We start from the raw sequence: 11,328 nt of genomic DNA on the forward strand, positions 1-11,328 counted from the left end.
GCCCCCTAACTGCCGCGAGTGTCCATGGTCACCACGATCTTGCCCTTGGCGCGTCCCTGCTCCAGCGCGGCGAAAGCGTCGGCGATCTTTTCGAGCGGATAGCTGCTATCCACCACCGGTTTCAGTTTTCCGTCGGAAACGAGGCGTGACAGGAACTTCAAGTCTTCGCCACTGGGGTGCATGAAAAGGTAGCGGTACCGGACGTTGGCTTCACGGGCGCGGCTCCGGATTCCGAGGCTGACCGCCCAGAACAGCACGGTCATCCAGGCCGGGGCCCCAAGGTCCTTCAGGGCCGTCTGCGGTTCGGGCATCCCCGCGATGCTGACCACCTTCGCGCCCGGCTTGAGGATCTTGAACGTCTGGTCCAGCGTTTCGCCGCCCACGAGATCCAGCGCGGCGTCGAAGCCATGAAGCACTTCGGCCAGGTTCTCCTTCGTATAGTCGACGACGGCGTCCGCCCCGAGCCGCCGCACCAACTCTTCCCCACGGGGAGACGCAGTGGTGGTCACCTCGGCGCCAAAGTACTTGGCCAACTGGATGGCAAGGGTTCCCACTCCGCCCGCGCCCCCGGAAATGAACAGCTTGGTCCCGGGCTTGATCTCGAGCTCGTCGCGCAGTGCCTGCAACGCGGTGAGGCCCGCCAAGGGAAGGCTCGCGGCCTCGGTGTAGCTGAGCGACCTTGGCATGAGCGCCACGAAATCCTCGTGGACGGCGGCGTGTTCGGCAAAAGCGCCCAGCAGGGTCTTGTCCACGCGGGCAAACACCCGGTCTCCCGTGGCGAAGCGGGTGACGCCCGGGCCTACAGCTTCCACGATCCCGGCCAGTTCGCTTCCAGCCACCAAGGGCAGCCTTGGCCTGGTGATCACCCGAACTGCACCTTCACGTTGCTTGTAGTCCACGGGATTGAGTCCCGCGGCAAACACCCTGACCAGGACCTCGCCCGGACCGGCAACCGGCCTGGGGACGTCCTGCAGCTCCATTGCGTCGGCGCCGCCGTAGCGGGTCAGCACATAGGCGAGCACTTAGGCCCCTTTCCGGAGGGTTGATTGCTGAATGCCATTCCATATCCATGGCCCGTGTGGCAATCGGGCCGGATCAAATCCATCCAAGGCCTCGCCAAGCGGCCCTCCCGGCAAGCCGAGCGATTCCAAGATCACGTCCCGCACCTCCGCGGCAGACAGCCCGACGGCGGCAAGGTCGCCGAGCGTCACCGCGCCGTCGCGCTTGGCCAGGCGGGCGCCGTCGCGATTCAGCACCAAGGGGACGTGGGCGTATTCCGGAACGGCAATGCCCAACAAGGAGGCCACATAGGCCTGGCGGGGTGTGGAGGACAGGAGGTCGTCTCCGCGGACCACTTGGTCCACTCCCTGTGCCGCGTCATCCACCACCACGGCCAAATTGTAGGCAGTGACGCCGTCGTTCCTGCGGAGCACAAAGTCGTCGACGACGCCCGTGTATGAACCGTGCAGCCTGTCCTCCACAGTCCATTCGTGGGCTTCAGCGCGGAGCCGGATGGCGGCAGGGCGGGAGGCCCGGCGGATCTCGAGCTCCGCCGTCGAAAGGTTCCTGCACGTGCCCGGGTAAGCGCCTTGTGGCGCGTGCGGGGCGGACGGAGCATCCTGGATCTCGCGTCGCGTGCAGAAGCATTCATACGTCAGCCCTGCGTCCGCGAGCCGCTCGATCACGTCGTTGTACAGGCCGGAACGGTCCGTCTGGCGGACGACGGCGCCGTCCCACGTCACGCCGACGGCCCCAAGATCGCGGAGCTGGACTTCCTCGGCGCCGGCCCGAGCCCGGTCGAGGTCCTCCACGCGCAGCAGGAAGGCGCGGCCCGTGGAACGAGCGAAGAGCCAGGCGAGCATGGCCGTGCGCAGATTGCCCACGTGAAGCTCGCCGGAGGGGCTCGGAGCGAAGCGGCCAGCGGAAGTCATGGCACAAGACTATGCGCCGCCGGGCGTGCCTGCAGGATTCCGGGGAGGTCGGGGCCGCTGGGAGAATTGGGTACCTTTAGTTTCCAAAGAGAGGACCAACGTTGAACTCAGCTCGAGCCAAGGCGATGGTTTGCTTCTGGAAAGCCGAAGAAGGTTGGGGCGAACTTATTCTTCCCGACGGGAAGAAATGCTTCGCGCATTTCTCGGTCATCGAGCAATCAGGGGGATACAGGTCCCTCAAGGCGGGTGATCTAGTGGACGTCGAGTGGACCGCCGCCTCCCAAGATGAATACGCCTTTGTCGCGGTGTCGATTCAGCCCCTTTGAACCAACCACATTCCGCGGCAGCACAAGAGCCCCTCAGCTACCGCAACGCGTTCGGTGGCTCAGGGGCTCTTATGGTGGTGCCGGCCACCCTTCATGGCGACGCCGGCGGGGTGCGGAAAGACGATGCGTGAACAAGAGTCAATCAGCGGCTGCGTCTTTGCGGGACGGTGTTCCGGGTGGCCGGGTGGTGTGCCGGGGGATCCGTAGCCTGTGGGGTCCGGCGGTAGCCCTTCCCCTTGTTGCCACTATTTCAACAGGAACACTACAACTGGCGCAACGGACTCAACCGTCACTGGTCAATCTGACCGGTTCCTCGACGGAAGGCGATCAGGATGTGGTCACTTTGCCGAAGTTGGCTCCGCAGCTGCCCACGCGGCCATCGCGCCACGGAGCGCAGCACAAAGCTTGCTGGACACTTGGTCCTTGTCCAGGCCGACGGTGTTGAGCAGATCGAAAATTTCCCGGGGGTCGAAGAGGATGTTCCACAGGAACATGGCTTCGTCCCCGAGAGGTGGGAGCCCGAGTTCCTCGCAGGCCTCGCGGAGCGGCCGTTCCAAAGCCTCGGCCTGGATGGTCAGGTAGTACGCGCCGGAGCGAAGACGGGCCAGGTACCCCTCGCCGGAACGGGTGTGGACCATGGAACCGCCATGCTTGATGACGAGACCCACCCAGTGCCGGCTGACGCTTTCCAGCAGTTCCACCCCGGACGTGGTCTGCGCAACGCTGAAATCGCGCAGCTTCTCGCCAACACCGAAGCGGAATGCGGCCAGGACGTCCTCCACCGAGGCGAAATGTCGATACGCGGTCGCGGGAGAGATCTCGGCTTCGCGGGCGATGTCCGTCATGCTCACCGGGCCCTTGGCCTTGGCGAAGAGCTTCCCGGCGGCCCGCACCAGCTGGCGGCGGTTGCGTTGGGTGTCGCTGCGCATGGGCGCCCCCTTCCGTGTCAGATCCCAGCGTATCGCCTGAGCGGCGGGCGCAACGCTGGCCACGTCCGCGGCACTCACCGGAGCTCGGCCAGACCGGCCGCCAAGCGCTCCACACCGGCGGTTATCGCCTCGGAGCTGGCGGCGTAGGACAAGCGCAAGTGGAACTCGCCGTTCCGGCCGAACTCGCTGCCGGGACGGACGGCGACGCCGTGATTGCGAAGGTGGGCGACCATCGCGGCTGCCGGCAGCTCGACGTCGTACTTGGGGAAAAGGTAGAACGCACCTTCCGGCGAGCTGACCGTAAGACCCGGAATCTGCTGGAGACCGGTGGCCATGAGCTCCCTGCGCAACGCATAGGAAGCGTGCATGCGTTCGATGTCGGGGCCGCACGTCTTGAGGGCGGTGAGCGCCGCGTATTGCACGGCCTGGTTCATGGAGCCGTTGAAGGTGTTGTGGATCCGGGCGGCGGAGGCGATGACCTCGGACGGGCCCCAGAGGTAGCCGACGCGCCATCCGGTCATGGCATAGCTCTTGGAGAAGGTCTGGCAGTAGATGGTCCGGCCGGCCAGGGCTTCGATTTCCAGTGCCGAAGTGAAGGGTTCGGGCGTGTAGACGAGATCGCTGTAGGCCTCGTCGGAAAGGATCAGGGTGTCGGTTCCGGCGACCATGTCTGCGAGGGCTTCGAGTTCGCGGCGGGAGTGCACGATGCCGGTGGGGTTGGAGGGGTTGCAGAAGACGAACATCCTGGCGCCTTCAAGTGCGGTGGCCAATGCTTCGAGGTCCCAGTGCAGGTCATCGGCCAGCGGCACCGGCACGGTGATGCCCCCGGCCATGCTGACGAGGTCCGCGTAGAGGGAATAGGTGGGGTCCGGGATGACCACTTTGTCGCCCGGGTTGACAATGCCAAGGATCGCCGCAGACAGGCCGGCCGTGCCGCCCTGCGTGATGAGCACGTCGCCGGGGCTGGCCACTCCGGCGAGGAGCTGGCCGATACGGGCAGCCAGCTCCTCGCGAAGCACCAGCTCGCCGAGCAACGGCGAGTAGTGGGTGAAGCCGTCCTCGAGGGCACGGGCGGCTGCTGCTCGAACCTGGGCCGGCGTGTCGAAATCCGGCTCGCCCATCGCCAAGGAGACGAGGTCTCCCTTGGATTGGGGCTGCTGCACCCGCAGCGATGTGCGCTGGATGCGCTGCACCGCCTCGGAGGGCTGGAAATCGGCGACGGCGGTGGCTGGCTCGAGTGTCATGAGGGTCCTGATCTGGGTGGTTGCTGAGGTTGTTTTGGGGGCGGGCGATTTGGTATTGATTCCGCGGGAGGGCGCGTACAGCCGGCGGGGTTTCATCGCTGCGGCGCCTCGTCGGCGGGGGCCTCGTCGGCAGGGGCTCCGGCCCAGCGGCTGATCTCGATGTCGCCAGAGGTATCCCGCTGGATGGTGGGGGCGATGACCAATTCCTGGACCACGGTGCGCTGCGGCAGCGTCGCCACAAGGTGGATGGCCCGGGCCACGTCCTCCGGCTGGACCATGGCATCGCGCTCTTCCGCGCGAGGCGGGCGGGCGCGGTTGTCCAGGATGGGCGTCGCCGTTTCACCGGGCAGGATGGTCACCGCGCGCAGCCCGTCGTTGCGGAAGGTGTTGTGAAGGTACGTCATGAAGTTCCGGACCGCGGCCTTGGCCGCGCCGTACGCGGCGCCGCCGAGAAGGTTCGGATTCACTGCGGCGAGCGAGGAGACCGTGATGATGGTTCCGGTCTTGCGGCTCAGCATGTCCGGAAGGACCGCCTGGCTGAGCAGGTAGACGGCGTTGAGGTTGACGTCAAGGACGCCGTTCCATTCCTCCTGGCTGATCCACCGGACGTTGAGGACCTTGCTGGAGCTACCCGCATTGTTGACGAGGATGTCCACCGGACCGAGGCTTTCGTGGACCCATTCCAGCAGGGCGTCTACATCGTCTTTGGAAGTGATGTCCGCAGCGCGGGCAAAGGCACGTCCGCCGTCGGCGACGATTTCGGTGGCGAGCTCCTGCAGAACGTCCTCACGACGCCCCACGAGCACCACTGCCGCGCCATCTGCAGCCAGCAGGGCCGCGGTCGAGCGTCCCATGCCGGTACCGGCGCCGGTGATGATCGCGAGCTTGCCGTCCAGAAGTCCCATGGTTTTCAGTTCCTTGCATTTTTAGTGTGCATCATTTGAGATGGCGATCACATATGAGAAGAGTTTCTCATTTTAGAAGATGATGGTCAAGTGTTTTCTTCGGGGACTGCGAGTCACGCCGCGGCGGGACTCGGCGAGGGAGCCGCGGGACTTGCGTAGAGGGGGAGCCCGACGGCGGCGAACAGGGCGTGCGCGCGCTCCTCCAGATGTGCCAAACCGCGCTGCTGTTCGCGGTATTGCTCCACCGCTTCGGCGTTGCTGATCCAGCGAAAGGTCATCTTCCTGCCGGGACTGGCCTGGCCCAGCATGGACAAAGAAGCCTTGGCTGCCACTGCGACGATCGGGTAGCCGGCGGTCAACGTCCTTGAGCGGCCCAGGATGATGAGTTCGTCGCCATGCGGGATTTCGAATGCGCCGATTGGGACCCCATGGGACACGATTTCCCCAAGTCCCTCTGGATGCACCACCGGCCCGTCCAATCGCAGGCCCACGTGGTTGGATTTGGCGCCGACGGTGTAGTGGCTGGAGCTGAGCAGTTTCCGGATGCCTGGGGTCCGGTCCGTTTCGGGACCGTCGACGACGTCGATGGTCCACACGTCCGGGCTGAAGTCGGGCACCGGAACAGGCAGCCGGAACAGTGGCTGGGCCAGGAACGGGTGCGTGAATCCGCGGTACCGGCTGTGGAGGGTGAGCGCCCGCCCGGGAGCGAGTTGTTGAGGGAATCCCATGCGCGATTCCGGCGCTGCGCTGCCCATGAAACGGGCGGTTTCCAGTTCGCCGCTGAACGCCAGGTAATTCCGCATGCCACCGCTGGCCTTGGCGATCACAACCCGTGCTCCGGCAGGAAGACAAAGCGGCTCCCACATGGCCACCGCGTCGCCATTCACTGTGACCTCCGCCGGGACCCCGGTCACGGCGCACATCACGTCGTGCGTGGCCGTGAACGCGAACCGTCCGCCCATGATTTCCAGGCATGTGGCCTTGCGGCTGTTGCCGACCAGGATGTTGGCGACCGCCGCGGAGTGCTGGTCTGCCGCACCTCCGCAGGGGACGCCCATGAACTCGGAATTCTCGCCGCCCAGGTCCTGGAACGTGGACAGCCAACCGGCCTCGCTCACGTTGATGCCGATCGCGTGTTCAGGGAAGGTCACTGTTGCTCCCATCCGAGCCATCCGAGCCAGCGCCGCCCGAAGCACGCAGGAATCGGCCTTCAAGCCGTTCCCATTCACGCTCCGGAACCACTTCAAAACGCACCAGATCCCCCGGTTTGTATGACGTGGCGGGGTCTTCCCGGATATCGCAAATGGTGAGCGGAGTCCGGCCGATCACCTTCCAGCCGCTCGGTCCGGGGAACGGCTGGATGATGGCGTTGGTGCCGGCCACCATGACAGACCCGGGTTCCACGTTGGTCCGGGGCTCGACGCAGCGGCTGACCTGGCCCGGGAATTTCACGCCGCCCATCATGGGGGCCATGGCCGCGGCCAACAGGTTGATGGTCAGCACCGAGGACTGGAACTGCTTCAGCACGGCATCCGGGCTCAGGCCCAGTTCCCGGGCGACCCCCGGAAGGTCGGGGGAGAATTCCTCGCTGACCACCATCGGTATGACAAAAGGTGATTGCGAGGCGCCAGGTGCTCCCGGTTCCAGGCCTTTGCCGGCAACGGCCAAGCGGATGATCTGGGCCAATTGTTCGTGTGTCACGGCAAGGCAATCGAACTCGACCAACAAGGACTCGACGCCGGCCACGATGTCCAGCACCCCGTACGGCCGCACCCCCAGCAGCACGTCGCGGAGCCGGCTGGCCCCCGCCCGGCGGAGGTCGCCGTCGTCGTTCTTGACCCGGAGCATGAGGGCTGAGTCGCCGAACGGCTCGGCTTCCAGTTCGGGCGGGTGGTGCAGCCGCTCCGCGGGTGCTGTGTGCGTGGTCATGAGTCCTGCTCGGTGGTGCGGGTGATGGATCCGGGGGTTGTTCAGCTTCAGACCGTGGCGAGCCGGGCCTTTTCGGCGAGGACTTCCTGGAGGCCTGTGGCTTTGATGCCCGCCTTGTCGAGGGCCGCACGCAGTGCGGTGCCGTTCTGCAGGACCTGCGGGTGGTCGCCGTGGAGGAGGACGACGTCGGCATCGTGGCCCAGCGGGACCACCTTCCCGGTGACGGCGCGAACGGTCCCTTCGGTCACCACCTGGACCACGCGGCGGCCGATTTCCTCGGGGTCGTGCAGGAGTGCGCCTTCCCTGTTTCGCGAGACCGGCATGCCGTCTTCGCCGTAGCCGCGGTCTGCGAGGAAGACGTAGCCCACCTGAAGTCCGCGCTTGCGGGATTCATCGGCCAGGAGGCCGTTCTGGCAGATCACGATGTAGGAGGGGTCGTAGGCCTTGATGGCATCCGTGATGGCGCGGGCGTGCTTGGCGTCGGTCTGGGCGATGCTACCCATCCGGCCGTGCGGGGCTACGTGGCTGATCTTGCCGCCATGGATGCGGGCGAACGCGTCCAGGGCGCCGATCTGGTAGAGGACGTCGGTGCGGATTTCTTCTTCGCTGGCTTCGATGAGCCTGCGGCCGAAGCCCACCAGGTCCGGGTATCCGGGGTGGGCGCCGAGTTCGATGCCGCGCTCCACGCAGGCCTTGACGGTGGCATCCATGACCCTCGGATCGCCGGCGTGGAAGCCGCAGGCGATGTTGGAGGCGGTGACGAGGCCGAGCAGGGCGTCGTCGTCGCCGATCGTGTAGTTACCGTAGCTTTCGCCGAGGTCTGCGACGACGGCGACTGAATTGATGCTCAAGGTGACTCCTGCTTCTGTTCCTGGTTAGGAGGTTCTGTTGTCTTGCTTAGGGTTCGACGGCGGCGGCTGCCGTTCCAGTGGCGGGCGGCCACCGCCGTCGGGGTTCTGGTCTGGCTAGTGAGTCTGCAGGGGCTGGCCCTTGGTTTCCTTCAGGAAGTAGACCGAAACGAGCGTGATGATGGCCGTCCCGATCGAGGCGTAGGCGGGAACCATGCTGTTGCCGGTGGCCTTGATGAGTTCCGTCATGACCAGCGGGGCGCTTCCGCCGAAGATGATGGTGCTGATGCTGAAGCCGATGCTGTACGCGCTGTAGCGGACCGTGGTGGGGAACATTTCGGTCAGGACGGTGTGGACGACCGCGGCGTGGCCGGAGAACGCGATAGCCATCACGATCGTGGCAACGCAGGCCAGCGGCATGTTGCCCGTGGTGATCATGGCGAACATCGGGTACGAAACCACGGCCATGAGCACGGCGGAGAGAGCCAATACGGGTTTGCGGCCGATGCGGTCGGACAAGCGCGCCATGAGCGGGATCGCGATGATGATGGCCACCAGGCTGACGGCGGTGACGAGGAGCGCCTGGAGCATCGTGAAGTTGTGTCCGGAGCCAAGCTGGGTCTTCAGGTACGTGGGCATGTAGGCGAACAGGAGGTAGTAGCCGGGACCGTTCAGTGCCGGAAGGAAGATGGTCAGGGCGATGGCCTTGAGGTGGCGCTTGGAGGTGAAGACGGTGCGCAGCGGGTTGCGTTCCACCTCGTTGCGCTCACGCAGTGCCGCGAAGTGGGGGGTGTCTTCCATCTTGGAGCGGATATAGAAGCCGACGTAGCCCAGGGGCAGGGCGAAGAGGAACGGAATCCTCCAGGCCCAGGCCTCCATGGTGGAATCTCCGAGGGCGGTGATGAGGCCTGCGGAAATGGCACTGCCGAAGAGGAGAGCGCAAAAGGAACCGACCGCAATGAAGCTCATGGAGTAGTTGCGGTGCTTGTTGTGGGCATACTCTCCGACGAAGGCCATGGCGCCTGCCACTTCGCCACCGGCCGAGAATCCCTGGAGGATCCGGAACAGGATCAGCAATGCGGGAGCGGCCCAGAAGATGACCGAGTACGACGGGATGAGGCCAATGCAGGCCGTGGCCCCGGAGATGAGGAGCAGGAGCACGGCGAGCAGGTTCTTGCGGCCCAGCCTGTCGCCCAGGAATCCGCAGATGACGCTCCCGAAGGGGCGGGCCAGGAAGCTCACCAGGAATCCGACGTTGGTCAGGAGCAAGGATCCGATGTCCTTGGAACCCATGATGTTGATGGCCAGGTACGTGGTGAGCAGGCCGTAGATGCCGTAGTCGTACCATTCCACGAAGGAACCCATGGTGCCGGCAAAGGTTGCTTTGCGCACCATCCTGCCGTCAGCGGTTACGACTTTGATTTGAGCGGTGTTCAGTTCCACTGAGTCCGTCGATTGCTTTGTCATGGTGGGTGCTTTCAGTCTATGAGGGGGCTGGGGTGGGAGAAAGCGCTAGCTGTATTCGCGGGTGATTTCCGCTGTCATCTCGGCCTCGTGCGCGGCCACGGCGATGACTCGTTCCAGGATTTCCGCGGCACGGGCCTGGGGGATGATGACCACTCCGTCGTCATCGGCGGCGACGATGTCGCCCGCCGAGCAGACGATGCCGCCGATGGCGACGGGTTCGCCGATGACTCCCGGGCCGTTCTTGAACGGACCCGCAGGGGTGACACCCCGGGCAAAGACGGGGAACTTGATTTCGGTGATGGTGGCGCGGTCCCGGATGTAGCCATCAATGATGGCTCCGGTGGCGCCCGCGGCTTCGAAACGCTGGGACAGCTGCTCGCCTACCAAGGCACGGTGTTCGTGGCCGAAGCCGTTGATGACCACCACATCGCCGGGCTGGATGTAGTTCAGCGCTTCGATGACGGCGGCATTGTCTCCGGCGGCGCCCAGCACGGGGAGGGCCGAGCCGACGCAGCGGGCGCCTTCCCAGACCGGGCTGATCCCGCCGTCCACGATTCCGAGCCGCTCCATAGCGTCACCGATGTTTGCCACGGGGAACGCCTCGAACGCTCGGACCAGTTCGCGGGGCGGCCGGGTCCAGGATGCGGTGCGGACGGTCAGTTCGAGTGTTGTTGCCATTTTCTTCGCCTTTGTTTTCTTCCCAAGAGCCGGCGCTTTGGGCGTCGATCGTCTTGAGACGTCAATCACATATGAGAAGAGTTTCGCGTTTTAAATTCACGCCGTCAAGGGTTTCCCGTTACGGGCATGTAAATGATTCGCAACCACGGCTCGGGGCGGCTCGCTCGCGTCGTCGGGCCTCGGTGCCGGGATTGTGCGGGAGAATGGGATCTGGTTGGACATTTTGACCAGTCGAACCTTGAGCGACCAGGCAGAAAGCAGCAGCGATGCAGGAATTGGATTCAACGGACAAGCGCATCCTTGCCGCGCTCGACGACGACCCCCGTGTGCCGATCATGGTCCTCGCCCAGCGCTTGGGCCTGGCGCGCGGGACGGTCCAGTCGCGCCTGGAGCGCATGACGGCGTCAGGCGCCTTGCGTCCGAACAGCAGCCGCGTACTGCCTTCCGCACTCGGACGGGGCGTTGCGGCAGCGGTGAGTGCGGAGCTGGATCAGAGCCGGCTGAACGAGGCGATCGCGGCCCTGCGCAACATCCCAGAGGTGCTTGAATGCCATGCGCCGGCCGGGGACACCGACCTCATCATCCGCGTGGTCGCAACGAGCCCGGACGATCTATACCGGGTGTCCGAAGAAATCAGGCTGTGCCCGGGAATCGTGCGCACGTCCACCAGCATGTTCCTGCGCGAGGTGATTCCGTACCGGACAACAGGGTTGCTGCAAGGCTGAGGTCATATTTGGAAGTAGTGGTTCCGCCGCGGTTTCCGGTGGGGGTCTATGTGCGGTGGCGGGATGAACCAGGGCACGCCCGCTTGGACCTGGATGTGCCAGTCTTCCTTGTGGATCAGATGATGGTGATGACTGCAGAGCAACGTCCCGTTCGCGGCGCTCGTGGGTCCGCCGCGGGACCAGTATTCGATGTGGTGCGCTTCACACCAAGGGGCCGGCATGGTGCACCCGGGGAAGGCGCAGCCCTTGTCCCGCGCGGTGATGGCCTTGCGGATGTGCGGCGGGAAGATCCGTGAGGCCCGTCCGATGTCCAGGACCTGGCCCTCGCCGCCCAGGACCACGGGGA

The 11,328-nt window shown here is 65.0% G+C and carries 13 protein-coding genes; 2 read left to right on the top strand and 11 right to left on the bottom strand.

Annotated features, from left to right (window positions below; genetic code table 11):
• Positions 1-5 precede the first annotated feature (5 nt).
• On the bottom strand, positions 6-1,022 hold the full coding sequence (locus tag AB4068_RS13120) for an NADP-dependent oxidoreductase (protein WP_441433609.1): 1,017 nt from the start codon (positions 1,020-1,022) through the stop codon (positions 6-8).
• Complete coding sequence (gene gluQRS, locus AB4068_RS13125) at positions 1,023-1,931, bottom strand: tRNA glutamyl-Q(34) synthetase GluQRS (protein ID WP_441433610.1); 909 nt, start codon at positions 1,929-1,931, stop codon at positions 1,023-1,025. It lies immediately after the preceding gene.
• Between the two features lie 101 nt (positions 1,932-2,032).
• Here gluQRS and AB4068_RS13130 point away from each other — a divergent pair, with 101 nt between their 5' ends.
• A complete protein-coding gene (locus tag AB4068_RS13130; protein WP_306963576.1) occupies positions 2,033-2,257 on the top strand; it encodes a hypothetical protein in 225 nt (74 codons plus the stop codon).
• Positions 2,258-2,595: 338 nt separating this feature from the next.
• On the opposite strand, the gene AB4068_RS13135 is transcribed toward AB4068_RS13130, so the two are convergent.
• The 8 genes from AB4068_RS13135 to AB4068_RS13170 all read right to left on the bottom strand — a co-directional run bounded on the left by AB4068_RS13135 (position 2,596) and on the right by AB4068_RS13170 (position 10,257).
• On the bottom strand, positions 2,596-3,186 hold the full coding sequence (locus AB4068_RS13135; RefSeq protein ID WP_441433611.1) for a TetR/AcrR family transcriptional regulator: 591 nt from the start codon (positions 3,184-3,186) through the stop codon (positions 2,596-2,598).
• Positions 3,187-3,260: 74 nt separating this feature from the next.
• Complete coding sequence (locus AB4068_RS13140; protein WP_441433612.1) at positions 3,261-4,430, bottom strand: pyridoxal phosphate-dependent aminotransferase; 1,170 nt, start codon at positions 4,428-4,430, stop codon at positions 3,261-3,263.
• A 92-nt stretch (positions 4,431-4,522) separates the two neighbouring features.
• Positions 4,523-5,335: an SDR family oxidoreductase gene (locus AB4068_RS13145; protein ID WP_441433613.1), complete on the bottom strand. Its 813-nt coding sequence runs from the start codon at positions 5,333-5,335 to the stop codon at positions 4,523-4,525.
• A gap of 113 nt (positions 5,336-5,448) precedes the next feature.
• Positions 5,449-6,486 (bottom strand): biotin-dependent carboxyltransferase family protein, encoded by a 1,038-nt coding sequence (locus AB4068_RS13150; RefSeq protein ID WP_441433614.1) that lies wholly within the window; start codon positions 6,484-6,486, stop codon positions 5,449-5,451.
• The gene (locus tag AB4068_RS13155) at positions 6,473-7,264 is read right to left on the bottom strand and encodes a carboxyltransferase domain-containing protein (protein WP_441433615.1); all 792 of its coding nucleotides are present in this window, start codon (positions 7,262-7,264) and stop codon (positions 6,473-6,475) included. Before AB4068_RS13155 ends, AB4068_RS13150 begins: the two co-directional genes overlap by 14 nt.
• A gap of 47 nt (positions 7,265-7,311) precedes the next feature.
• Entirely contained in the window at positions 7,312-8,115 is an 804-nt protein-coding gene (locus AB4068_RS13160) for a LamB/YcsF family protein (protein ID WP_441433616.1), read from the bottom strand.
• A gap of 114 nt (positions 8,116-8,229) precedes the next feature.
• The gene (locus AB4068_RS13165; RefSeq protein WP_441433617.1) at positions 8,230-9,579 is read right to left on the bottom strand and encodes an MFS transporter; all 1,350 of its coding nucleotides are present in this window, start codon (positions 9,577-9,579) and stop codon (positions 8,230-8,232) included.
• A 45-nt stretch (positions 9,580-9,624) separates the two neighbouring features.
• Positions 9,625-10,257 (bottom strand): RraA family protein, encoded by a 633-nt coding sequence (locus AB4068_RS13170; RefSeq protein WP_332602877.1) that lies wholly within the window; start codon positions 10,255-10,257, stop codon positions 9,625-9,627.
• Between the two features lie 266 nt (positions 10,258-10,523).
• On the opposite strand from AB4068_RS13170, the gene AB4068_RS13175 reads away from it, so the two are divergent.
• On the top strand, positions 10,524-10,982 hold the full coding sequence (locus tag AB4068_RS13175; RefSeq protein WP_306963577.1) for an Lrp/AsnC family transcriptional regulator: 459 nt from the start codon (positions 10,524-10,526) through the stop codon (positions 10,980-10,982).
• 2 nt (positions 10,983-10,984) lie between these two features.
• Here AB4068_RS13175 and AB4068_RS13180 read toward each other — a convergent pair.
• Positions 10,985-11,328 (bottom strand): HNH endonuclease signature motif containing protein (locus tag AB4068_RS13180; protein ID WP_441433618.1); only part of this gene is annotated, 344 nt, incomplete at its 5' end.

Origin of the sequence: Arthrobacter sp. 2RAF22 (assembly GCF_052115325.1) — a bacterium.
In the GTDB taxonomy this organism is placed as follows: domain Bacteria; phylum Actinomycetota; class Actinomycetes; order Actinomycetales; family Micrococcaceae; genus Arthrobacter.

Excerpts from the sequence above, each read along its gene's own strand:
- AB4068_RS13175 (WP_306963577.1), top strand. The coding sequence starts at position 10,524 with ATGCAGGAATTGGATTCAACGGACAAGCGCATCCTTGCCGCGCTCGAC.
- AB4068_RS13165 (WP_441433617.1), bottom strand. The coding sequence starts at position 9,579 with ATGACAAAGCAATCGACGGACTCAGTGGAACTGAACACCGCTCAAATC.
- AB4068_RS13145 (WP_441433613.1), bottom strand. The coding sequence starts at position 5,335 with ATGGGACTTCTGGACGGCAAGCTCGCGATCATCACCGGCGCCGGTACC.
- gluQRS (WP_441433610.1), bottom strand. The coding sequence starts at position 1,931 with ATGACTTCCGCTGGCCGCTTCGCTCCGAGCCCCTCCGGCGAGCTTCAC.
- AB4068_RS13170 (WP_332602877.1), bottom strand. The coding sequence starts at position 10,257 with ATGGCAACAACACTCGAACTGACCGTCCGCACCGCATCCTGGACCCGG.
- AB4068_RS13135 (WP_441433611.1), bottom strand. The coding sequence starts at position 3,186 with ATGCGCAGCGACACCCAACGCAACCGCCGCCAGCTGGTGCGGGCCGCC.
- AB4068_RS13140 (WP_441433612.1), bottom strand. The coding sequence starts at position 4,430 with ATGACACTCGAGCCAGCCACCGCCGTCGCCGATTTCCAGCCCTCCGAG.
- AB4068_RS13155 (WP_441433615.1), bottom strand. The coding sequence starts at position 7,264 with ATGACCACGCACACAGCACCCGCGGAGCGGCTGCACCACCCGCCCGAA.